General features: G+C 55.1%; 20 protein-coding genes. 18 read left to right on the top strand and 2 right to left on the bottom strand.

Translation table 11 applies throughout. The annotated features are described in order from the left end of the window. Positions 1–3: 3 nt before the first annotated feature. Entirely contained in the window at positions 4–1335 is a 1332-nt protein-coding gene (locus tag ALMA_RS07430) for an ABC transporter substrate-binding protein (RefSeq protein ID WP_086107126.1), read from the top strand. Positions 1336–1721: 386 nt separating this feature from the next. Here ALMA_RS07430 and ALMA_RS07425 read toward each other — a convergent pair whose 3' ends face one another. Then, positions 1722–2741: a LacI family DNA-binding transcriptional regulator gene (locus ALMA_RS07425; protein ID WP_094727139.1), complete on the bottom strand. Its 1020-nt coding sequence runs from the start codon at positions 2739–2741 to the stop codon at positions 1722–1724. Between the two features lie 535 nt (positions 2742–3276). On the opposite strand from ALMA_RS07425, the gene ALMA_RS07420 reads away from it, so the two are divergent. The 8 genes from ALMA_RS07420 to ALMA_RS07385 all read left to right on the top strand — a co-directional run bounded on the left by ALMA_RS07420 (position 3277) and on the right by ALMA_RS07385 (position 11219). Then, on the top strand, positions 3277–4131 hold the full coding sequence (locus ALMA_RS07420; RefSeq protein ID WP_086106839.1) for a carbohydrate ABC transporter permease: 855 nt from the start codon (positions 3277–3279) through the stop codon (positions 4129–4131). Further along, positions 4131–4976, top strand: coding sequence for a carbohydrate ABC transporter permease (locus ALMA_RS07415; protein ID WP_086106840.1), 846 nt, complete (start codon positions 4131–4133; stop codon positions 4974–4976). Before ALMA_RS07420 ends, ALMA_RS07415 begins: the two co-directional genes overlap by 1 nt. 123 nt (positions 4977–5099) lie before the next feature. Then, a complete protein-coding gene (locus ALMA_RS07410; protein WP_094727137.1) occupies positions 5100–5726 on the top strand; it encodes a DUF624 domain-containing protein in 627 nt (208 codons plus the stop codon). Between the two features lie 67 nt (positions 5727–5793). Further along, entirely contained in the window at positions 5794–6633 is an 840-nt protein-coding gene (locus tag ALMA_RS07405; RefSeq protein ID WP_094727135.1) for a ParA family protein, read from the top strand. A gap of 157 nt (positions 6634–6790) precedes the next feature. Further along, positions 6791–8716: a translational GTPase TypA gene (typA, locus tag ALMA_RS07400; RefSeq protein ID WP_086106843.1), complete on the top strand. Its 1926-nt coding sequence runs from the start codon at positions 6791–6793 to the stop codon at positions 8714–8716. A 144-nt stretch (positions 8717–8860) separates the two neighbouring features. Further along, entirely contained in the window at positions 8861–9316 is a 456-nt protein-coding gene (locus ALMA_RS07395; RefSeq protein WP_094727133.1) for a hypothetical protein, read from the top strand. Next, positions 9313–10230, top strand: coding sequence for a prephenate dehydratase (locus ALMA_RS07390; RefSeq protein ID WP_094727131.1), 918 nt, complete (start codon positions 9313–9315; stop codon positions 10228–10230). Before ALMA_RS07395 ends, ALMA_RS07390 begins: the two co-directional genes overlap by 4 nt. Further along, positions 10227–11219 (top strand): prephenate dehydrogenase, encoded by a 993-nt coding sequence (locus ALMA_RS07385; RefSeq protein ID WP_094727129.1) that lies wholly within the window; start codon positions 10227–10229, stop codon positions 11217–11219. The genes ALMA_RS07390 and ALMA_RS07385 overlap by 4 nt, the downstream gene beginning before the upstream one ends. Here ALMA_RS07385 and ALMA_RS07380 read toward each other — a convergent pair. Beyond that, positions 11201–11449: a DUF6725 family protein gene (locus ALMA_RS07380; protein WP_086106847.1), complete on the bottom strand. Its 249-nt coding sequence runs from the start codon at positions 11447–11449 to the stop codon at positions 11201–11203. The two genes, ALMA_RS07385 and ALMA_RS07380, sit on opposite strands and share 19 nt — an antisense overlap. Positions 11450–11466: 17 nt before the next feature. On the opposite strand from ALMA_RS07380, the gene ALMA_RS07375 reads away from it, so the two are divergent. The 9 genes from ALMA_RS07375 (at position 11467) to ALMA_RS07335 (ending at position 22646) form a co-directional block, all read left to right on the top strand. Then, positions 11467–12366 (top strand): tyrosine recombinase XerC, encoded by a 900-nt coding sequence (locus ALMA_RS07375; RefSeq protein WP_094727127.1) that lies wholly within the window; start codon positions 11467–11469, stop codon positions 12364–12366. Positions 12367–12730: 364 nt separating this feature from the next. Then, entirely contained in the window at positions 12731–14371 is a 1641-nt protein-coding gene (locus ALMA_RS07370; RefSeq protein WP_094727125.1) for a peptide ABC transporter substrate-binding protein, read from the top strand. A 430-nt stretch (positions 14372–14801) separates the two neighbouring features. Beyond that, positions 14802–15731 (top strand): ABC transporter permease, encoded by a 930-nt coding sequence (locus ALMA_RS07365; RefSeq protein WP_094727124.1) that lies wholly within the window; start codon positions 14802–14804, stop codon positions 15729–15731. Positions 15732–15766: 35 nt separating this feature from the next. Then, the gene (locus tag ALMA_RS07360) at positions 15767–16720 is read left to right on the top strand and encodes an ABC transporter permease (protein WP_086106851.1); all 954 of its coding nucleotides are present in this window, start codon (positions 15767–15769) and stop codon (positions 16718–16720) included. Between the two features lie 22 nt (positions 16721–16742). Next, on the top strand, positions 16743–18719 hold the full coding sequence (locus tag ALMA_RS07355) for a dipeptide ABC transporter ATP-binding protein (RefSeq protein WP_094727122.1): 1977 nt from the start codon (positions 16743–16745) through the stop codon (positions 18717–18719). A 128-nt stretch (positions 18720–18847) separates the two neighbouring features. Then, positions 18848–19684, top strand: coding sequence for an exodeoxyribonuclease III (locus tag ALMA_RS07350; RefSeq protein ID WP_094727120.1), 837 nt, complete (start codon positions 18848–18850; stop codon positions 19682–19684). Between the two features lie 97 nt (positions 19685–19781). After that, positions 19782–20603, top strand: a complete 822-nt coding sequence (locus tag ALMA_RS07345) for a DUF3710 domain-containing protein (RefSeq protein ID WP_094727118.1) — start codon at positions 19782–19784, stop codon at positions 20601–20603. Beyond that, positions 20604–21314 carry a DUF3159 domain-containing protein gene (locus ALMA_RS07340; RefSeq protein WP_094727116.1) on the top strand — a complete coding sequence of 237 codons (711 nt, stop codon included), beginning with the start codon at positions 20604–20606 and terminating at the stop codon, positions 21312–21314. It begins immediately after the preceding gene. Positions 21315–21323: 9 nt separating this feature from the next. After that, positions 21324–22646: a class I SAM-dependent RNA methyltransferase gene (locus tag ALMA_RS07335; RefSeq protein WP_094727114.1), complete on the top strand. Its 1323-nt coding sequence runs from the start codon at positions 21324–21326 to the stop codon at positions 22644–22646. The last annotated feature ends 6 nt before the right edge of the window (positions 22647–22652 follow it).

Below are 22652 nucleotides of genomic sequence, written 5' to 3'. Positions count from 1 at the left end.
TCGATGATGAATCGAGTAGTGAAGTCCACAGTAGCAGCTACAGCAGTGCTCGCCATGTCTTTCGGCGCATTCGCAGCATGCTCGAACTCCAGCTCCAGCGATAACGGTAAGGGTAAGGTCTACTTCCTGAACTTTAAGCCGGAAAACGCTGACCAGTGGCAGGCGCTCGCGAAGGCCTATACGAAGGAAACGGGCGTCGAGGTAAAGGTGCAGAACGCTGCATCGGGCTCCTACGAAACCACGCTGAAGTCCGAGATAGCGAAGACTGACGCGCCGACGCTGTTCCAGATAAACGGACCAGTGGGCTACCAGAGCTGGAAGAACTACACGGCAGACCTGTCGAAGTCGTACATCTACGAGCAGCTGAACGATAAGGATATGGCGCTCAAGGATGGCGATAAGGTCGTGGGCGTGCCATATGTGACGGAGACGTACGGCCTCATCTATAACAAGGACATCCTCGCGAAGTACTTCGCACTCTCGGATGCAGCTGTAAAGTCTGTGGATGAGATTAACAGCTTCGATAAGCTGAAGGCTGTGGCAGATGGCATTCAGGCGCATAAGGCAGACCTCGGTGTGGAAGGCGCCTTCACGTCAGCTGGCTTCGATTCCAGCTCGGACTGGCGCTTTAAGACCCACCTGGCGAACCTGCCACTGTACTACGAATTCAAGGATGGTAAGGTTACCGAGCAGCCTGCAAAGGTAGAGGGTAAGTACCTGGATAACTATAAGAAGATCTTCGACCTGTACATTAACGACTCCACCACGCCGAAGACTCAGCTGAGTGCTAAGACTGGTGACGATGCAAACTCTGAGTTCGCTCTGGGTAAGGCTGTCTTCTACCAGAACGGTACCTGGGCATGGTCTGACCTGCAGAAGGCAGGCATGAAGCCAGAATCTGTAGGCATGCTGCCTATCTACATCGGTGCAAACGGTGAAGAAAAGCAGGGCCTGGCTACCGGTTCGGAGAACTACTGGTGCATTAATGCAAAGGCTTCCGAGAAGGATCAGAAGGCTACCGAAGACTTCCTCAAGTGGGTCACCAGCTCGAAGCAGGGCATCGAGTCCCTCTCCAAGGATATGGGCTTCACGGTACCATTTAAGAACTTCGCTGATGTCAAGTCTGAGAACCCACTGGTTCAGGCAGCTGTAGAAGACTCCCAGTCGGGTAAGACCCCAGTATCCTGGAACTTCACTATGATGCCTTCGGAGAACTGGAAGAATAACCTGGGTCAGGCTCTCCTCGAGTACGCACAGGGTACCGGTGACTGGGCTAACGTGAAGAAGGCCTTCGTGGATGGCTGGGCTGAGGAATACGCAAACGCTGCACACTAAAGTCTCGTACGTAGTTTCTTCGACTCAGATATATAACTGAAGATATGAGGCGGCTCGCTCCTGGTTTCGGGGGCGGGCCGCTTGCGTGTTTGTGACGTGTGGGTCTGCGGTACTTATCAGCGCTTCTCGCTTCTCGCTGTTTGCCGACTATTATGCGAGTTATTCCACTTTTTACGTCCAGCAACGATCAGAATGGAATAACTTGCAAAAAAGTCGACTGATCTGCTCCCTGTTTCTTAGATGTGTGTGTACGAATCCATGTGCGCCCTCACATAACCCCGTCACCGCGGGGACGCCGTTCATGGTAACGATGGCGGAATGTTGAGGAAAAATTGACAGAAAAAGGGCTGCTGAACGGTGCCAGCAGCCCTTACGAAAAAACGAACTTACGCGTGCGCACGCGTCGTGGTGGAGCGCACGACGAGCTCAGCCTTCTCCACGCACAGCGGAGTATCCAGTGTCTTACCGTCGATGAGCTCCAGCGTCATCTGTGCCGCCTTACGAGCGAGCTCTATAGGATTCTGACGAATGGTGGTCAGACCCAAATCCGAGGCATAGAAGCTGTCGTCGAAGCCGATCAGCGAGATATCGCGCGGAATGTGCAGACCGCTGCGCTCGAGCTGGAACTTGAGCGGAATGGCTATGCCGTCTTCCTGGCACGCGATGGCCGTAGGCAGTTCAGGCATACTGAGGATGCGGGAAGCCACATCGCTAATAGGGTAGCGGCCGTCTTCAGTAATGTTACACGGGATATTCTGTACGGTCACCCCCTCCGATGCGCAGTATGCAGCAAAGGAGTCGATACGCGTCTGCACAGAGAAGTGCAGAGTGACGTTACGATGTGTGCTCACATATGCTATCTTCGTGTGCCCCAGCTGAATGAGGTGGCGGGCGGCGAGCTCCGAACCGTGAATATCATCGATGTTCACGGCAGCGGTAAAGCCGAGCTCGTCCGGATTATCCACATTAATGCCGATGACGGGAATACCTATGGAGCTCAGGAGCTGCACCTCCTCCTTCTCGATGCTAAACGAGGAGACGATGACGGCGTCCGCGTTCCGGCGCAGAGGAAGGTTCTGGAAGAATTCCTTGCGCTCGTCTGTGGTGGACATCTGGTAGACCGAGACATCGTAACCGGCGTCATGGAAGACTTCGTTCAGCCCTTCGAAGATGGAGGACACGAACCAGAGATTCATCTTACCGCTCATGAGGAGCGCGATGCGCAAAGATTTGCCAGATTTCAGTGCTGCTGCAGAGCGCGAGAGGGAAAAATGAAGCTCAGATGCGACCTGTAAGATGCGCTCACGCGTCTTCGCGGAGACGAGATCTGGTCGCGTAAAGGCGCGCGAGACGGTCGATGGGGACACTCCCGCTGCGTGAGCGACATCCTGAATAGTGCTGCTCATGTATACCTCCTATACATGTAAGACTTTATATAGTGTATTCTACCATCAGGAAGAGGGGAAAAATACAAACGTTTGCAAAAAAGTCCAGCGAGTTTTTTGCAGAACGGACCGTACGGGCTGCTCGCCGCAGTCAGGCGCGAAAGATGGCGTTTTTGTTTGGTGTAAAGAGGTACTGAAGCGGCTCTTCGAAAGAAGTCTCGCGAGTTTTTTGCAGAACAGATGACGCGTTTCATACTGGAAGACACGACGAAAAATGCGAACGTTTGACATCCTCCATGCTCGAGGTTATGATGGAGCTATAGAGTTCATCCGAGCTGAGCCATACCACGTGCAGACACGACGGAGTAACGAGTATGAAGCGCGATTACACAGCAGTGAGGCGAGGCACAGATGAGAAAGAGTCTTCAGGGGAGCGGTACGTGCCTGTGTGTGGACTTCTATAGGAGAGCCACATAGGTACGAGCCTATCCGGACTGGGTACCTCAGTCCGCACCCCGCAGATTCACAAAGCAGTGTATCGAAGGAGGAGAGCCACATGGTAGATATGGCCGGTAAAGCTATACGAAAGTGGTGGGCACTTTTCGCCGCCCCTACTTTCCTAGCATTCATCATAGGCTTCTTAGTACCATTTATCATGGGTGTGTACTTAAGCTTCTGTGAGTTTACTACAGTGACAGATGGGCAGTTCGTGGGCCTGAAGAACTTCCAGAGGGCGCTCGCTGACCCTCAGTTCATTCATGCTCTGGGCTTCTCTACAGCGTTCACCATAGTGACCACCATCATTATTAACGTTATCGCATTTGCTATAGCATACTTGCTTACGCGTGCTATTAAGGGATCGTCCCTGTACCGTTCGGCTCTGTTCATGCCGAACCTCATCGGCGGTATCATTCTGGGCTACATTTGGCTGCTTCTGCTGAACGGCATTCTGGCGCACTGGGGGCGCGCGCTGACGTACTCTGCCACCTATGGTTTCTGGGGACTGGTCGTCGTGGTCAGCTGGCAGCAGATAGGGTACATGATGATCATCTACATCGCTGGTCTGCAGTCCCTTCCGACGGATGTGCTCGAAGCAGCATCGGTAGATGGGGCGAATGGGCGCCAGATCATGTTCCGCATCATCGTTCCACTCATGATGCCATCCATTACCGTGTGCTCGTTCCTTACGGTGACGAACGGCTTTAAGCTCTACGACCAGAACCTCGCCTTAACGAACGGCGCTCCGAGCTATATGTCTGAAGGTTTGGCCATGAACATCACCCGCACCTTCTACGGACGCATGGGATGGGAAGGCGTAGGACAGGCGAAGGCAGTGCTGTTCTTCATCCTGGTCGCAGCCATCGCCCTCATTCAGAATAAGCTCACCACGAGTAAGGAGGTTCAGGCATAATGAATGATACTAGTAATAAGATTAAGCACTCGACTGCATGGTCGGTCTTCTTCGCCGTCCTGTCTGTCCTCTGGATATTCCCTATCCTGCTCGTTCTCGTGAACTCGTTCAAGCAGAAGGCATACATCTCTACGAATGCCTTCGAGCTTCCGAACGCGAAGTCCTTCGTGGGCCTGGAGAACTACACTCGTGGCATCGAGACCACACAGTTCTTCGAGTCCTTCGGCTGGACGGTATTCATCACGGTAGGTGCTGTGGCACTCATCATCCTGTGCACCTCCATGTGCGCATGGTGGATAGTGCGCGTAGATAACTGGGCTGCGAAGCTGCTCTACACGCTCTTCCTCTTTAACATGATTGTTCCATTCCAGATGGTTATGTTCACCCTCTCGAAGATAGCGGATATGCTGAAGCTGAATAATCCATGGGGTCTGTGGGTCGTTTACCTCGGCTTCGGTGCGGGCCTGGCAGTCTTCGTCTTCACGGGCGTGATTAAGGGCATCCCGAAGTCTCTCGAAGAATCCGCCATGCTGGACGGCGCATCCGTACCACGCATCTTCTTCCAGATAGTGGTACCTATCATGAAGCCATCCATCATCTCGGTATCCATCCTCGAAGCCATGTGGATATGGAATGACTACCTGCTTCCATACCTCACGCTGGATCTCGGAAAGTATAAGACCATCTCCGTGGCCATCCAGTATCTGAAGGGTGGATATGGCTCCATCGATATGGGTGCCATGATGGCCTGCCTCGTTCTGGCCATCATCCCTATCATCATCTTCTACCTCATCTGCCAGAAGTACATCGTCAGCGGTGTCATGGCTGGCGCGGTGAAGGGCTAGGATAGGCCTAGACTAGGGTAAAGAACATGTCAGCGGTCGTCTCCTCGCTATATGCGTCAGGAGACGGCCGCGTTATACATGGTTATACATGCAGTATGCAGACAGACACACGAAAGGTACAGGATGAATTGGCTCTCCCCAGACTCACGCTTCATGCAGGCGTGGAATAATCTCACGGACGGCATACTCATAAACCTGTATATGCTGCTCACGTCGCTGCCTCTCGTCACGGTCGGCGCCGCGCTCGCTGCGGGGAACGTGGCTGCGCGCAAGACGCTCTACGGCGAGGGGCGAGGCGTGACGCGCGCGTACTTCAGCGCTTTTCGAGCGAACTTTCGGAAGGCGACCCTGCTGTGGCTGCCGTACCTCGCCGTGGGCCTTCTGCTCGGCTATATGTGGCTGTTCGTCCAGATACGCGAGGCGCTTATCCTGCAGTACGGTCTGAGCATCGTGTGGGTCATCGGCATGGAGTGGACGTTCGCGGTGCAGGCGCGGTTCGAGAATACTGTGCCGCGGATTTGGTTCAATTCTCTCGTCTTCGGCGTGGTACACATCCCGTACACGCTGGCCCTCGTCCTCATAGACGCTGTGTACGTAGGGCTGTTCTATGGGACAGTGCTGTATATGCCGCAGTTTCTCTTCCTCGTCGTGGTCTTCGGTTACGGCAGCATGCTCATGCTGCACGTGCCGTTTACCGAGCGTGTGTTCATGCGCTATGGGGTAGGTGCGTCAGCGGAACACCTCGCATAATCAAGTGTAGAAGACGTGACATCACACACGGCGTTTACATTCCGCGGCGCGTGCTAAGGTAGTGGTTATGCCTACAGATCTCTTGGGTCGAGAGTATGACGCTTTCCCCGCACCGAAAACGCTCGAGCAGCATGGTCCTGCTCGCATCATCGCTATGTGTAACCAGAAGGGTGGAGTAGGAAAAACCACCAGTAGTGTGAATATAGCGGGGGCGCTCAGTCAGTATGGTCGTCGCGTGCTCATCGTGGACTTTGATCCGCAGGGTGCAGCCTCGGTGGCTCTAGGTGTGAATGCGAATAAAGTGCCGAATACCATCTACACGGCCATGTTTAACCCGAAGATGGATGTACATGAGGTAATTCAGCATACGCGTTTCGAGAATCTGGACGTTATTCCTGCGAACATCGACCTGTCTGCAGCGGAAGTACAGCTGGTCACGGAAGTAGGCCGTGAGCAGGTACTCGCTTCGGTGCTACGCCAGATTAAAGATGAGTATGATCTCATTATCATCGACTGCCAGCCATCCCTCGGCTTGCTTACGGTGAATGCACTCACTGCAGCAGATGGCGTCATCATTCCTGTAGCAGCAGAGTTCTTCGCTTTGCGTGGTGTGGCACTTCTCATGGATTCCATCGAGAAAGTGAAGATGCGCATAAACCCGAACTTGCAGGTCTACGGTGTGCTCGTCACCATGTACACGCGCACTCTCCATGCTGAGGAAGTGCTTCAGCGCATTTATGATGCATTCCCTGGGCGCGTCTTCCACACGGTCATCACGCGTTCCATTAAGGTAGCGGATGCATCTGTCGCCGCGAAGCCTATCACCATGTTCTCGCCTCAGCATGCTACGGCGAAGGAGTACCGTGAAGTGGCTCGCGAGATAGTGGCGAACGGCATCGTGGAGTAGGAGCCGTGGAGTAGGAGCCGAGGAGTAGCCTTTCTCAGAGAGAAAACCTCTGTAGTTTCACGCTCAGCTGAGCATGTGGCACATACCTGTGTACCCGTGTCTGCTCGACAGCGTAAACTTGCAGAGGTTTATTTATATTTGTCTAAAGAGGTTATGAATGGCAGTTCGCTCTAATATCCGTAATGTCGCTATCGTGGCTCACGTAGATCACGGTAAGACCACTCTCGTGAATGCTATGCTCCAGCAGTCGAACGTCTTCTCCGAGCGTGAAGAAGTTCCAGACCGCGTCATGGATTCCGGTGACATCGAGCGCGAGAAGGGCATCACCATCCTCGCGAAGAACACTGCCATCGACTATAACGGTCCTGCGGCAGCTGAGCTCGGTCAGGAAGACGGCATCATTATTAACGTGGTGGATACCCCTGGCCACGCAGACTTCGGTGGTGAGGTAGAGCGCGGTATCTCCATGGTCGATGGCGTGGTGCTCCTCGTGGACGCATCTGAAGGCCCACTTCCACAGACTCGCTTCGTTCTGCGTAAGGCTCTCGAAGCAAAGCTGCCAGTGATTCTGGCCATTAATAAGACCGACCGTCCAGATGCTCGCATTTCTGAGGTCGTCTCCGAAGCCACGGACCTCCTTCTCGGTCTGGCTCAGGATGTCGTGGAAGAAGGCGTGGAGCTGGACCTCGACTCTCTGCTGGACCTGCCAGTCATCTACTGCGCAGCAAAGGCTGGTCGCGCATCGGTGAATCAGCCAGCAGATGGTGACGTGCCAGATAATGATAACCTCGAGCCTCTCTTCGAGATGATCGTAAAGAACATCCCAGCTCCTCACTATAACGAGGATGCACCTCTCCAGGCTCACGTGACGAACATCGACGCATCCGAGTACCTCGGCCGCCTCGGTCTCGTCCGCATCTACTCGGGTGAACTGGTCAAGGGTAAGCAGTATGGCCTGTCTCGTAACGATGGCACCATCCAGAACTTTAAGCTCACCGAGATTCTGCGTACCGACGGTCTCGACCGCGTACCAGCAGAAACTGCTGGTCCTGGTGACATCGTGGCTATCGCCGGTGTGGATGACATCATGATCGGTGAGACCATCGTGGACCCATCGAACCCACTACCACTGCCACTCATTCACGTGGATGAGCCAGCCATCTCCATGACCTTCGGTACGAATGATTCTCCTCTGGCAGGTACGGAAGGTAAGGATCATAAGCTGACCGCTCGTATGCTGAAGGACCGCCTGGATAAGGAACTCATCGGTAACGTATCCATCCAGGTGCTGGATACGGACCGCCCAGACGTGTGGGAAGTGCGTGGCCGCGGTGAGCTCGCTCTGGCAGTGCTTGCTGAAGAAATGCGCCGCGAAGGCTTCGAGCTGACTGTGGGCCGCCCACAGGTGGTTACGAAGAAGGAAGATGGAAAGACCCTCGAGCCATTTGAGCACTCCACCATCGACGTTCCAGAAGAGTACATGGGTGCTGTAACCCAGCTGATGGCTGCTCGTAAGGGACGCATGGATTCCATGACGAACCACGGCTCTGGCTGGGTGCGCATGGAGTTCACGGTTCCGAGCCGTGGTCTGATCGGTTTCCGCACGCAGCTGCTGTCCAGCACGCGCGGCACGGGCATCGCTTCCTCCATCTCTGCTGGCTACGACGAGTGGGCTGGTGAGATAGTGGTGCGCCAGAATGGCTCCATGGTGGCCGACCGTCAGGGTAAGGCGAGCCCATACGCTATGCAGAAGCTGCAGGCTCGTGGTAACTTCTTCGTTCAGCCACAGTCTCCAGTGTATGAAGGCCAGGTCGTAGGTGTGACCGGTAAGCCTGGTGACCTCGACATTAACATCACGCTAGAAAAGCATATGACGAATATGCGTTCGGCTACGGCAGACGTTCTCGAGACGCTTACGCCTCCTATCCAGATGAGCCTCGAAGAGTCTCTCGACTTCGCGAATGATGACGAGTGCGTGGAAGTGACGCCAGAATCCATCCGCGTGCGTAAGATTATCCTGAGCCGTGATGCATGGTATAAGTGGCATGCTCAGCAGCGTCGCCAGTCGAAGCAGAATAATTAGTACAAAGAGCTAGTTCGGCTGATAGTAGACGCAGAAGAAGGCGGGTTTGCGCAGGCAGTACGAGAGTACGGCTGCACGCCCGCCTTCGTGCACTTTTCCTAAGTGCCGGTTCGAGAAGTTCAGGAGCGAAAGAGGAGAGATCGCGTGAAAAAGACCGCACTGGTATGGTGTCAGACGCTGGTATCGGGCGCCGTTATAGGAGTAGTCGGCACTTTTACATACCGTCTGGGTGCTGCGTATAACATTCCGTACGGCCTCATCGTGACGCTTCTGGTCGTGGGGGCGCTGTGTCTGCTGTCCGGCGGGCGTGGTGGAAAGATGGGCTTGTGGCATGAGTTCGCGCATGCGTTTGTGTCCACTGCTGTGACGTGGGGGATAGCTCTGGCTAGTACACAGTCGAGTTCCGTCGTGGCTATGGGTGGTTCGGCGCTGACGACGTTCTGGTCGCTGCATGCGTCCATCGTCTGGCTGTATGGCATTTTTTTGGTCCAATTCTTCGTCATGTTCCTCCCCGCCTCTCTCCGAGCGCGATTCACTGATGAGCAGGCATCTGAGGAGGACTCTTCCCCAGAGAACTCTTCCCAGGAGGTCGGCGAGTGAAGCTCTACTATCTCGGCCCGCTCGGTTCCTTCACCTATCAGGCGGCACTCCAGGTCAGCGCATACGTACCGGATGTGCAGCTTGCATCTTGTGGTACAGAACGTGAGCTGCTTGACCACATCGAAAGGGGAGAGGGGCAGGGTATCCTCGCCTGGGAGAATAATGTGGAAGGCTACGTGGCTCCGAACCTGGATAAACTCATCGATGCGCATAATGTAGCAGGCATAGGGCGCATAAGCGTGGATGTTATCTTCGATGCTTATGTGTGTCCTGACCATACTGAGCTTACGGAAGTGACAGCACATCCTCATGGCTTAGCGCAGTGCCTGAACTTCACTCAGGAGAGGGGACTGAGGCCTGTTCCTGCGCACTCGAATACTGCGGCGTGTGAGAACCTGGAAGCTCATCAGGTGGCGCTGGCTCCGCGGGGAAATGCTGAACGCTTCGCTCTCGACGTATATGCGCAGGGGGTTCAGGACTATAGTGGAGCGCACACAGACTTTCTTCATCTCGCTTCACGAGATGATGCGCTCCGTTTGAGTGGAGTCTTACGAGAAAATAATGCAGCATGTGAAAGCATCCTCACGGTTATCCCCCTGTACACTGGTCCGGGTGTCATAGCGAATCTGCTGGATGTTTTTCGCGATAATGGCGTAAATATGACGAGCCTCATCTCACGTCCCATTAAGGCAGTGGATGGTACGTATAGCTTTATCATTACACTGGATGCTGCTCCGTGGGACGCCAGTATGAGCCATGTCTTAGACGAAGTGCGTGCACATGGCGACTGGGTGAAGATCCTCGCAGTATACCCGCGGTACGAAGTGCAAAAAATTCCGGTGGTAGACTGGAACCTTCCTCACCTCGGCGTGAATCCTATGCTCGATATGTCTTACGCAGGAGAAGAACGATGAAAGTAGCCATAGCAGGACTGGGCCTCATGGGAGGCTCACTCGCCCTCGCCCTCGTCCAGAGCGGACACGATGTCCTGGGGTGGAACCATCGCAGTGCCCCTTACGAGCAGGCGCGAAAGAATGGCATCACCTGCGTAAAAACCGTGGAAGAACTCGCACTAGCGCGGCCAGACATTCTCATCCTGTGCACTCCGCTGAAAGCCATGGACACTGTCCTAGGAAAGATTAAGCTCGTCCTCGACGAACACACCACTCTTACCGATGTAGGCTCAGTGAAGCGTGAAGTCCTTTCCAGTGTAGAAAAGCACGGACTGCGTCCCCTGTTCGTAGGTGCACATCCCATGGCGGGAAATGAACTCGCAGGATTCGAAGCGGCAGACGCACACCTCTACGACTCGGCGACCTGGGCCATCACCGTAGAAGAGGATACAGATAAAGAGCGCGTCATTACTGTGGGGCGTATGATTACCGAAGGTGTGGGGAACCGCTTCATCGTCACTACTGCTCAGGAGCATGACCGTGCCGCCGCCCAGATATCCCACATGCCCCACGTCGTGGCGACTACGCTTGCCGCTCAGCTCGTGGTAAATCCTGCCTCAAACATAGCGCTCGCGCTCGCTGCTGGTTCCTGGCGAGACATGACGCGCGTAGCGCTGACCACGCCTGAGCGCACGCAGGCTATGGTGGAGGAGAATCCAGATAATGTGGCGGATTTGCTGCGCGATCAGGCTGCACGGATGACAGCCGTGGCGGATCTCCTCGCGGCGGGAGATGCGGATGGCCTCGCTGCTTTCTTCGCTACCGCCGAGCCGTACCGCACTGTCCGCGCGCGCCTGCAGCAGGGGATTCCGGAGGGAGTGTACAGCATTCTGCTCGATGAAAGCTGGCGTGAACGCTTGCTTTCTGCATCGCGTCGTGGTGGCCGCGTGGAGTACATCGACAGCGTGGAAGCGCATGCCCGCGACTTCGCTCATCTGCGCGAGGCGTAGCTTCCGCGCTCCGGGATAGGTTTAATGCGTATAATTCTCCCTACATCGAGGCTCACTACACTTCCCGGGCGTGAGCCATTCGCTGCGGGGTCGCGAGACACCACGAGTGTGGTTTCACTGACGCTGAGCACATGGCCGACGGTATCACGGAAAATTGGCCTTCCAGAAAACTCATCCACACCGTCGCGTGAACGCACGACTATGCGTGCGCCTACAGGAATCTGAAGCATACTGGTATTCTAAGAGTATGACAGAACAGGACGCACTCGAGGACTACCGCACGTATCTGACGGTAAATAAGGGCCTGAGCCCACAGACCGTTCGCGCGTATATGGCGGACATCACACAGGCGCTGCACGTGCTCGAGCTGCGTGGCATCGACACACTCGACGCCATTACTCTCGATGACCTACGCTCCTGGATGGCACATGAACTGCACGGGGGGCTGACGAAAACCTCTCTCGCGCGAAAAGTGGTAGCCGTACGCGGATTCTTCGACTACGCGCAAACGCACGGGATGTGTAGGACGAATCCTGCTGCCCAGCTCGCCACGCCGAAGCAAGCCGTACGCCTGCCCGTCGTTCTGAGCGAAAACCAGGCGGAAAAACTCGTCGAAGTGTCCTCACAGGACCATAACGTGCTCGCACTGCGCGACCATGCCATGGTCGAACTGCTCTACGCTACCGGAATGCGCGTGGCGGAGCTGACTGCACTGAACGTAACGGACATAGACTTTTCGCAGCATATGGTGAAAGTAACGGGTAAAGGGAATAAACAACGCGTGGTTCCCGTGGGAGCGCCTGCCATGCGGGCTCTGGCAGAGTGGATGCGCTCGGGCAGAGGCGCTCTTCTGGCAGAAGGGGAAGAAACGACACCGGCAGTCTTCCTCGGAGCACGCGGTGGACGGATAAACCAGAGAGTCGTGCGCAGAGTAGTTCATGAAAGCGCAGCTGTAGCAGGAGTTCCGGATGTGGCGCCACACGCACTGCGGCACAGTGCCGCTACGCACATGCTTGATGGGGGAGCGGACCTCAGAGAAGTACAGGACATGCTGGGGCACTCGTCACTGTCTACGACGCAGAGGTATACGCATGTGTCTCTCGAACAGCTACGGGCGAAGTATGAGAAGGCTTTTCCGCGGGCATAGTGGGGATTCTCGCGCAGAGGAACTAGGGGTATGTGTCCGAAATGTTACGAAAAACTGGGAAAAGCGCGAGCGTTCCACATAGTGACACATTCTCAGAAAAATATTTATATACAGGAAAACCGCGGAAATATGCGGATTATGCAGAATATTATTCATCTTAACGCATAAATTTACAGAAAAATATGCATTTCTTTAGAAAAATTCTTTTCCTTGTAACGAAAACATGCTACATTAAATGACACGTTCAAAAGACGCAATCACTACCTTTCAGTATGACTGAGCTTTTGCACATTATTTTCCTGAGGACGTTTTATATTATTCCGCTTCGGTGGGCCTCAGGGGATACCTACAAGAAAGAGAAACCATGAAGAAGTCTAAGATCACTATGATCACTGCTGCAGTAGCTGCTGCAGTAATGGCACTGGGCGCATGTGGTTCCGCAAACTCTAGCTCCTCTTCGAGCTCTGCATCCACAGACGCGGTCATCACAGCTTATGGCTCTGAGCCAGAAAACCCACTCATCCCAGCTAACACGAACGAGAACGGTGGCGGCCGTGTCATCCAGATGCTCTTCGCTGGCCTCGTAGGTTTTGATGCTAATGGTAACGCTAAGAATGAAGTAGCTAAGTCCATCAAGGCAAACGATGATAACACGCAGTACAGCATCGAACTGAACTCCGGCTGGAAGTTCACGGACGGCACTCCTGTGACCTCCGAGTCCTTCACGAAGGCATGGAGCTACTCTGCTATCGCATCTCACCAGATGCTGAATAACTCCTGGTATGCAAATATTAAGGGTTATGATGCTCTCCAGCAGGATGGCGTAGCTGATGACGCTCAGCTCGAAGGCCTGAAGGTTCAGGATGACACTCACTTCACTGTGGAGCTGACTGAAGCTTCTTCTACCTTCCCTATCCAGGTGGGTTACGTCGCATTCTCCCCACTTCCAGAATCCTTCTACAAGGATCCTAAGGCATTCGGCGAGAACCCAGTGGGTAACGGCCAGTACAAGTTCTCCAAGTGGACGCATAACCAGTCCATCGAACTGGTGAAGAACCCAGACTATAAGGGTTCCTTCCCAGCAAAGAACGGCGGCATCACCTTTAAGATTTACTCGGATGTAGAATCTGCTTATGCAGATGTTCAGGCTGGTAACCTCGATGTCCTCGACACCGTTCCAGCATCTGCTACCTCCACCTTCGAGTCTGACTCTTCTGTCCAGCCATATAACAAGCCAGGTGCAGCTATCCAGACTCTCATCATCCCTACCACTCTCGAGCACTTCGGCATTAACGACGAAGGTCGCCTGCGCCGTGCAGCTATCTCCCGCGCTATTAACCGCGAGCAGATTACCGATAAGGTACTCGGCGGTACCGGTGTTCCAGCTGTAGACTTCCTGTCTCCACAGACTCCAGGCTACTCTGAGGATCTCAAGGGTAACGACGTTCTGAAGTATAACGCTGATGAAGCGAAGAAGCTGTGGGCTCAGGCTGACGCTATCTCTCCTTACGGCGACACTCAGCTGAACCTGTACTATAACGCTGATGGTGGCCACAAGGAAATCTTCGAAGCATACGCGAACTCCATCAAGAACGCTCTGGGCATTAACGTAGCAGCTACCCCTATCGCTACCTTCCAGGAAATGCGTCAGGAAGTGAATAACCGTACCCTGAAGGGTGCATGGCGTGGTGGATGGATGCCTGATTATCCATCTGCAGAAAACTACCTGAAGCCACTGTATGGTTCTGCTGCAGCAGACGGTAACGGTGCTAACGATGGTGACTATAAGAACCCAGAGTTCGACGCACTGCTCGTGAAGGCAGCAGCTGCTTCTTCTACGGATGATGCGAACAAGATCTACCAGCAGGCAGAAGAGATTCTGCTCAAGGATCTGCCAGTTATCCCTATCTATAACAAGAAGAACGTGGGTGTATCTGCACAGGGTGTGAAGGGCTTCGCTATCACGTGGAACTCTTACCCAGACTTCCTGAACATCACGAAGTAAGTAGTAACTTACCTGAGGTCCTACTCTCAGGTGATGCTCTAAAGAAGTAAAACGAGAGGTGCTCATTTCGGGATCTCCTGAAATGAGCACCTTTTGTGATAATATAGCCAAATCCATAAAAAACACGATATATTTATGCTAGAGACCTAGCGGCCTAGAGGTCTAGTGGCCTGGAGGTCTAGAAGCCTAGAGGGTATGCGAGCTCTGCGCGTGTGCAGCAGTCCATCTCACGAGGATGAGTGTGCTGTGCATACACAGACATTGCTTACCGGACTTGCTGGAGTGAAGCACGCGTTACGCGAGATGCAGGTAGATATGTGTATCGATCTACGAATCGATACAGACGAATACTGCCCCGTAACACAGTGGCAATGTAAATATGTCATAATTTTTTCGTTTATCGAGGGAAAGCACAAGGAGATAAAAGACTATGTGGAAGTACTTTCTACGCCGTGTGCTGCAAATGATTCCAGTAGTGCTGGGTACCACGTTGCTTATATATGCACTGGTGTTCGCACTGCCAGGTGATCCTGTTGTAGCTATGTTCGGCGATAAGCCGGTTAACCCTACTATCGCAGCACAGATCCGAGCTGAATACCATCTCGATCAGCCATTCATCATCCAGTACCTGTACTTCTTAAAGAATGCATTCACGCTGGACTTCGGTAACACCCTGCGCGGTGGCCGTCCAGTTATCGACGTGATGGCAGCTGCCTTCCCAGTAACCATTAAGCTCGGTCTTATGGCATTCGTCTTCGAAGGAATCTTCGGTGTCATCTTCGGCATCGTCTCCGGCCTGAAGAAGGGAAAGTGGTATGACTCCGTCATCCTCATCGTCTCCCTGCTTCTCATTTCGGTTCCTACCTTCGTGACCGGCTTCCTCATGCAGTACTTCCTCGGTGTGAAGTGGCGCATTTTCCCAGTAACAGCTGGAGCAAATCCAGGATTCATAGACCTGCTCATGCCAGCTATGGTTCTGGGTTCTGCGTCCATGGCATATATCATTCGCCTCACGCGTACAGAAGTGGCGTCGAACCGTACACTTGACTATGTGCGTACCGCTCGCGCAAAGGGCCTGAGTAACCGTAAGGTCATTACGAACCATATCCTGCGTAACTCGCTCATCCCAGTGATTACCTACCTGGGTGCAGACCTCGGTGCACTCATGGGTGGCGCTATGATCTCCGAGCGCATCTTTAACATTAACGGTATCGGTAACACCCTGTATAAGGGCATTCTTCAGGGCGAGTCGAATCTCGTCGTATCCATCGTAACCGTGCTCGTTCTCATCTTCGTCGTGTGTAACTTGCTCGTAGATATGCTCTACGCAGTACTGGATCCACGCATTCGTTACGAGTAATACGAAGTAATACGAGTAATAAAGGGGACAGATACATGACTTCACCAAACACTCCACTTCCAGGACAGGAGCGCTACGTCGCTCCAGTGGAAGAAACACCATTACACGCTGTGGATGCTATAGATGAGAATGCACCAGCTACCAGCATGTGGGCAGATGCGTGGCGTACGCTACGTAAGAACCCGCTGTTCATCATCTCTGCGCTGGTCATCCTGTTCATCGCATTCGTGGCACTTTTCCCACGCATCTTTACGAGCGTGGATCCTAACTACTGCACGCTGGACTACTCGCGTAACCTGCCGAGCGCTGGCCATCCATTCGGCTATGACATGCAGGGCTGCGATATCTACTCGCGCGTCATCTACGGTACACGTACATCGCTGACCGTGGGTATAGCTACCACTCTTCTCGTCATCATCTTCGGTGGTCTCATCGGTGCTATCGCTGGTTACTTCGGCGGCTGGGTCGATGCGCTGCTGTCCCGTCTCGTGGACATCTTCTATGCAGTGCCACTGCTGCTCGGCGCTATCGTGGTTCTGCAGATGTTCCGCACCTCCACTTCCATCTGGAAGATAGTGCTCGTTATGGCTATGTTCGGCTGGGTGTCTATAGCTCGTATCGCTCGAAGCTCTGTGCTCGAAGCGAAGAACCTCGAGTTTAATACGGCTTCCACTGCACTGGGGTCCACGCCTGCACGAAACCTCTTCCGCCACATTATCCCGAACGCACTGGCTCCAGTACTCGTGGTCGGCACTACCTCTCTGGCGAGCTACATCGTTCTCGAAGCTACTTTGAGCTTCCTGGGTCTGGGTATGCCTTCGGGCACTGTCAGCTGGGGTGGAGATATCTCCTCCGCACAGACCATGCTGCGCACCCAGCCTATGATTTTGTTCTATCCATCCGTGGCTCTGGCCATCACCGCTCTGGCATTCATCATGCTGGGTGACGCAGTGCGTGACGCACTCGACCCTAAGAGCCGTACTGAGTAAAGCAGGGTAGAGGAGTATACATATGACTGAAAATACGAATATCCCAGCCCCGCTTCTTGAGGTGAAGGATCTCCAGGTAGAATTTAACACTTCTGCAGGTAACGTGAAGGCTGTGCGCGACGCCACTTTTAACGTGTATCCTGGCCAGTGGGTAGCTATCGTGGGTGAGTCTGGATCTGGTAAGTCCACTTCCGCCATGGCAGCTCTGGGCCTGCTTCCAGGAACCGGTCACATTACTGGTGGAAGCATTAAGCTCGAGGGCGAGGAGATCTCGCACTACACGCCTAAGCAGTTCGAAGCTATCCGTGGTCTGAAGATGGGTCTGGTCCCGCAGGATCCTATGTCGAACCTGAATCCTGTGTATCGCATCGATGCGCAGATTAAGGAATCTCTCATCGCGAATAACATCGACATCACGCGTGAGCAGCGCATCGCGCTGGCAGAGGGCCTTGAGCTCACTGCTGCAGAGCGTGCTGCGAAGGAAAATGTTCACGATGCAGACGATGAACTCTTCCTCGGTTCCGCTCAGCGTGAGGAACTCCTCGCAGCTGCGAAGGAAGCTGGTAAGGAGATAGTCTCTGAAGAGGACATGAAGTTCTGGGAAGAGACGTGGACTCCAGGCTCGGTGACGCGCTGGAACGTGCGTCATGACATGATTCAGGCTGGCATTTCGGATCCTAAGGCTACGGAGATAGCTGCGAAGTACGTGACTGGTTCCACGATGGCTGACCGCATCGCTGGCCTGCTGGATGAAGCAGGCCTTCCAGATGCCGCTATGCGTGCTCGCCAGTATCCACACGAGTACTCGGGTGGTATGCGCCAGCGTGCACTTATCGCTATGGGTCTGGCTGCACGTCCTCGTCTGCTCATCGCCGATGAGCCTACGTCCGCTCTCGACGTGACCGTGCAGAAGCGCATCCTCGACCACTTGCACACTCTGACCGATTCCCTCGGAACTGCAGTGCTGTTCATTACCCATGACCTCGGTCTGGCAGCTGAGCGCGCTCAGCACATCGTGGTCATGTATAAGGGTCAGATAGTCGAGTCTGGTCCTAGCCTGGACGTACTCCAGCACCCACAGCACCCATACACGAAGCGTCTCGTTTCTGCTGCGCCTTCCCTAGCATCCAAGCGCATGGAGTCCACGAAGGAGCGCGCTGAGGTCCACACGAAGCAGGCAGAAGCGGGTCATCCAGAGAATGTGAATGACACCATCATCTCTGTGAAGAACCTCGTCCGCGAGTTTAAGGTGCCAGGTCGTAAGGAGCTGTTCAAGGCTGTGGATGATGTCTCCTTCGATGTGAAGCGTGGTACCACGCTGGCCATCGTGGGTGAGTCCGGCTCGGGTAAGTCCACCGTGGCAAACATGGTGCTCCACCTGCTCGACCCTACGAAGGGTACCGTCACGTATGAAGGACAGGATATCCACTCCTTCGACGCGAAGCAGCTTCTGGACTTCCGCCGCCATGTGCAGCCGGTCTTCCAGAATCCATACGGTTCGCTGGATCCTACGTATACCATCTTCCGTTCCATCGAAGAGCCACTGCGTATTCATAAGATAGGCGACGCGAAGTCTCGCGAAGCTCGTGTGCGCGAGCTGCTCGACATGGTCGAGATGCCACAGTCCGTGATGGGGCGCTACCCGAACGAGCTGTCTGGCGGCCAGCGTCAGCGCATCGCCGTGGCACGTGCTATGGCTCTGAATCCAGATGTAATCGTGGCTGATGAAGCGGTGTCCGCTCTGGACGTGCTCGTACAGGATCAGGTTCTGCACCTGCTGAACGACCTTCAGGCAGAGCGTGGCCTGACCTACCTGTTCATTACGCATGATCTGGCTGTGGTACGCCAGATAGCGGATGAAGTGGTGGTCATGCAGCACGGTAAGCTCGTGGAGCACGCGACCACTGATGAGGTGTTTAATAACCCTCAGACGCAGTACACGCGCGACCTGCTCGACGCTATCCCTGGTGGAAAGCTGGAGCTCGGCCTCGACATGTAGTCTCGTCATGGAGCGTGACTGAAGAGAAAATGTAGCCTCTCGTCTATACAGTAGATGAGAGGCTACATTCGTATACAGGGCCGAGTATCAGACCGTTCACGGTCGAGAGGCCACGAGAGGGACACACCATGACCATCACTATCACCACGTCGAATTTAAATGGCATCCGCGCGGCTAAGCGTAAGAACATGTACGCGTGGGTAGAAGAGCGTACGCCAGATCTGTGGGCCATGCAGGAAGTGCGCGCGCCGCAGAGTGAGATAGACCCCATTTTCGGTGAAATTGAATCTCTGTATGGAAAGAACGTAACGAAGCAGAACGAGGTCTGCCGCATTAAGGGTCGCGCCGGCGTGGGCCTGCTCAGCGCACTGCCTGTCACCGAGCAGCGCTACGGGCTGCCGGGTCTGACGGAAGACGTGGATTCTGGCCGCTGGATAGAGTCCGACGTGGTGACGCCGGAGGGATATACCATTACCGTGGTAAGCGTGTACGTCCATGCGGGGAACGTGGAGCACGCCGATAAGATGGAGCAGAAGTTCCGCTTCCTCGACACGATGACCGAGCGTATGCGTGAGCTGCAGGATGCTGCGGCGTCCGGCGGGAATCAGACTGTTCTGTGCGGGGACTTTAACATCGCGCACACGCCGCTGGACATTAAGAACGCGAAGGCGAACGAGAAGTCTGCGGGCTTCCTGCCTGAAGAGCGTGTCTACATCGACAAGTGGCTCGGCGAGCTCGAGTATGTGGATGTGATGCGTGACCTCGCTGGCGAGATTCAGGGGCCGTATACGTGGTGGTCGCAGCGCGGTCGTGCGTTCGAGAATAACACCGGCTGGCGCATCGACTATCAGTTCGCCACGCCTGAGCTGGCGGACGCGGCTCGTGGTTTCGTCATCGACCGCGCGCCGTCCTACGATGCGCGCTGGTCTGACCACGCGGCTATGACCATTACGTACGCGGTTTAAGGCTAATTTTCTCGCTGTGCTTGTTTCGCCACGCATCTCCACTTTTAAGCCCCATAGGGTATTCTTAAATATCAGTAAGCCTGATGAAAGGAAAATTATGGGATTCTTCGGCTTTGGTAAGAAGAAAAAGACTGTAGACGATGACGTCCGCGAGACCACGGATGCCACGGCAGAAGAGAACGACGCTCCATCGAGCGATGCAGGCGAGGCAGGCGAAGCAGGCCAGCAGCCTCTCCTCGGCCCATGGGACATTAACGACGAGAACGCTCCAGACTATGACGAGTACCTGAACATGGGTGCCCTCTACCTGCCGTTCCTCTTCGGCATCGAGCTGCGCCTGAAGGCCACGAACCCTGAAGGGCACATTATCAGCACCACTATTACGTATGAGCATTCATCCCTCGAGATGGAAGTCTTCGCAGCGCCGAAGACCACGGGTATCTGGGATGAGATTCGCTCCGAGTTCGTGGATGGTCGCGTGAAGGCTCAGGAAGTCGATGGCGTCTTCGGTAAAGAGATTATGCTCCCAGTCCAGGTACAGGATAAGGAAGTGATGTCTCGCATCGTGGGCGTGGATGGTCCTCGCTGGATGGTCCGCGCCATCTTCACGGGTCCTGCTGCCACGGATACAGATTCTGAGGAGAAGAAAGCTCTGGATGACTTCTTCTCGAAGGTCGTCGTGGACCGTGGCTCTGAGCCTCTGGCTCCGCGTGACCTCGTCTACCTGAGCCGCCCGCTCACCCCATCTCAGGTGAAGGAGATGGAGGCTGCGAAGGCAGCTGCAGCAGCTGGTGACGACGCACAGAACGCAGATGACCACAGCGAGCTCGAGCTTCCAGACGATCCTAACGGTTATGGGCAGCAGAGCCAGGTGCAGCACACGCTGCGCCGTGGCCCGCTGTTCTCGGAGATGCGCTAAATGGCGAGGCACTCGCAGAGTTCTGAGCAGGGCTCTACTCAGGACGCGACGAACAGCGCGTCGCAGCAGAATGCGTCCGGTCTTCGCGCGCTCGCGGGCGCAGGCGAGGATGGCGAGAAGCTGGACCTCTGGGCGGCTCTTGGCGGCGTGCGCGGTCTCGTAGAGGCTGTGGCGCCGTTCCTCGTGTTCATCGTGGCGTATATGGTCTCGAAGCAGCTTCTGCTCGCCCTGGGACTTGTGGGTGTGCTGCTCGCGGTCATTATCGTGGCGCGGCTTATCCAGCGTCAGACGCTCATGGGCGCGTTTTCCGGCATGCTCGTTACCCTCGTGTCAGTGGCGTTCGCCGCTCTGCAGAACTCCGCGCGAGACTTCTACTCGCCGGGCATCTTCATTAACGCGGGTATGGCGGTGCTTCTGCTCCTGTCTGTTCTGGTGCGAAAGCCGGGGATAGGCTGGATTTTAGACCAATTCTTCCCTGAACCGCTTATGGACCGCTTGCGTAGCGCCTATACGAAGGCTACGTGGGTGTTCATAGGTGGTTTTACTCTCCGGCTCGCCGTGGAGATACCCCTCTATATGACGCATAACGTGGATGCACTGGGCATAGCCCGCATTATCACAGGTGTGCCCCTGTTCGCTGTGCTGCTTGCAGCATCGTGGATGATCATAGCTCCAGCGCGCAAAAAGCTGGCTGAGACCGATAAGGATTAACGAACTAGTATGACTGAACTCGACCAGGCTCCAGACGGGCGCCTCGAAGCGGATGTGACCATCGAGCGTTTCGCTGACCAGGGACGCTGCGTGACTCACATCGACGGGCGCGTGGTCTTCGTGCGCTTCGCCCTTCCAGGGGAGAAAGTGCGCGTGCGCATCGACGAGCCACATAACCGCAAAGACCGTTTCTGGACTGCGGAAGTGACGAAGGTCTATGACGCCAGTGAGTATCGCGTGGATCCGAGCTGGCCGCTGGCTGGGCCTCTGGCCTGGGGAGGTGGAGTCGGTGGAGCTGACCTCACGCACGTGAGCCTCGAGGGGCAGCTCGCCTGGAAGAAGGCGAGCATCGAAGACCAGCTGAAAAGAATCGGGAAAATTGACTCTCCAGATGTACCCGTTCTGCGCGTACCGGAAGACGAGGAAACGGGCGGACTTAACTGGCGTACGCGCGTCGAGTTTATCGCGGACGAGGACGGACGTGTGTCCATGCGCCGGCGCGAGTCGCACGAGCGGGTGCAGGTCACGGATATGCCGCTCGCGTCGAAGCAGGCACTCGCTGTAGCCGAACACGTGCACCTGTTCGAGCGCACATTCGAGCCGAACGCGCACATCCGCATCACTGCGCCGGAACCGCGAGACGGGCAGGCGGACGTGCTGACGTCCGGAAACTGGTCGCTTCTCGTGAATCACGAACTCGTGGACGGGCACGAGTATGTGCGCGAACGCGTAGAGCTGCCGGACGGCAAGGCATGCGAGTACAGTGTGCTCGCCTCCGGATTCTGGCAAATGCACCGCATGGCGCCACAGGTCCTCGCAGCCGACGTCCTCACGCAGCTGAGTGAACGCGCGAACGTGTCGGACAATGGCATCGTGTGGGATCTGTACTCTGGATCGGGCCTCTTTACCATGCCGGTAGCCTCGCGCATCGTGCCGAACGGGCGCGTGCTCGCCATAGAAGGTGCGGAGCCGGCCGTGGAATCCGCCATGCGTAATGCGAAGCGTAATAACGTCCAGAATGTGACCGAAGTAGCAGGTGACGTCCTGCTCACGCTGCGCGGTCTGAAAAAGACAGAAGGACTCGCTGACTTCGCGCGTCCAGATGCTGTCGTCCTCGATCCTCCTCGCGCAGGCGCTGGTCGCAAGGTGGTGGAGCGCATCGCCGCTTCGCGCACGGCAAGTGTGGTATACGTGTCCTGTGACCCTGCGTCGCTGGCGCGTGACATCGCCGTGTTCCGCGAGCTCGGCTATGAGCTGAGCTTCATTCACGCGCATGATATCTATCCGATGACGCATCACGTGGAGACGGTGGCGGTGCTGAGCCGAGTGTAGAGGTTA

It is taken from the genome of Alloscardovia macacae, from assembly GCF_002259705.1.
GTDB classification, from domain to species: Bacteria; Actinomycetota; Actinomycetes; order Actinomycetales; family Bifidobacteriaceae; genus Alloscardovia; species Alloscardovia macacae.
Note: the sequence above shows the minus strand (reverse complement) of the source record. Positions and strands in the feature narration are given on the sequence as shown.

What these genes read in the sequence shown, in the direction of transcription:
- ALMA_RS07430 (WP_086107126.1), top strand. Translation starts at nt 4, where the DNA reads ATGATGAATCGAGTAGTGAAGTCCACAGTAGCAGCTACAGCAGTGCTC.
- ALMA_RS07425 (WP_094727139.1), bottom strand. Translation starts at nt 2,741, where the DNA reads ATGAGCAGCACTATTCAGGATGTCGCTCACGCAGCGGGAGTGTCCCCA.
- ALMA_RS07420 (WP_086106839.1), top strand. Translation starts at nt 3,277, where the DNA reads ATGGTAGATATGGCCGGTAAAGCTATACGAAAGTGGTGGGCACTTTTC.
- ALMA_RS07415 (WP_086106840.1), top strand. Translation starts at nt 4,131, where the DNA reads ATGAATGATACTAGTAATAAGATTAAGCACTCGACTGCATGGTCGGTC.
- ALMA_RS07410 (WP_094727137.1), top strand. Translation starts at nt 5,100, where the DNA reads ATGAATTGGCTCTCCCCAGACTCACGCTTCATGCAGGCGTGGAATAAT.
- ALMA_RS07405 (WP_094727135.1), top strand. Translation starts at nt 5,794, where the DNA reads ATGCCTACAGATCTCTTGGGTCGAGAGTATGACGCTTTCCCCGCACCG.
- typA (WP_086106843.1), top strand. Translation starts at nt 6,791, where the DNA reads ATGGCAGTTCGCTCTAATATCCGTAATGTCGCTATCGTGGCTCACGTA.
- ALMA_RS07385 (WP_094727129.1), top strand. Translation starts at nt 10,227, where the DNA reads ATGAAAGTAGCCATAGCAGGACTGGGCCTCATGGGAGGCTCACTCGCC.
- ALMA_RS07380 (WP_086106847.1), bottom strand. Translation starts at nt 11,449, where the DNA reads ATGCTTCAGATTCCTGTAGGCGCACGCATAGTCGTGCGTTCACGCGAC.
- ALMA_RS07375 (WP_094727127.1), top strand. Translation starts at nt 11,467, where the DNA reads ATGACAGAACAGGACGCACTCGAGGACTACCGCACGTATCTGACGGTA.
- ALMA_RS07370 (WP_094727125.1), top strand. Translation starts at nt 12,731, where the DNA reads ATGAAGAAGTCTAAGATCACTATGATCACTGCTGCAGTAGCTGCTGCA.
- ALMA_RS07365 (WP_094727124.1), top strand. Translation starts at nt 14,802, where the DNA reads ATGTGGAAGTACTTTCTACGCCGTGTGCTGCAAATGATTCCAGTAGTG.
- ALMA_RS07360 (WP_086106851.1), top strand. Translation starts at nt 15,767, where the DNA reads ATGACTTCACCAAACACTCCACTTCCAGGACAGGAGCGCTACGTCGCT.
- ALMA_RS07355 (WP_094727122.1), top strand. Translation starts at nt 16,743, where the DNA reads ATGACTGAAAATACGAATATCCCAGCCCCGCTTCTTGAGGTGAAGGAT.
- ALMA_RS07350 (WP_094727120.1), top strand. Translation starts at nt 18,848, where the DNA reads ATGACCATCACTATCACCACGTCGAATTTAAATGGCATCCGCGCGGCT.
- ALMA_RS07345 (WP_094727118.1), top strand. Translation starts at nt 19,782, where the DNA reads ATGGGATTCTTCGGCTTTGGTAAGAAGAAAAAGACTGTAGACGATGAC.
- ALMA_RS07340 (WP_094727116.1), top strand. Translation starts at nt 20,604, where the DNA reads ATGGCGAGGCACTCGCAGAGTTCTGAGCAGGGCTCTACTCAGGACGCG.
- ALMA_RS07335 (WP_094727114.1), top strand. Translation starts at nt 21,324, where the DNA reads ATGACTGAACTCGACCAGGCTCCAGACGGGCGCCTCGAAGCGGATGTG.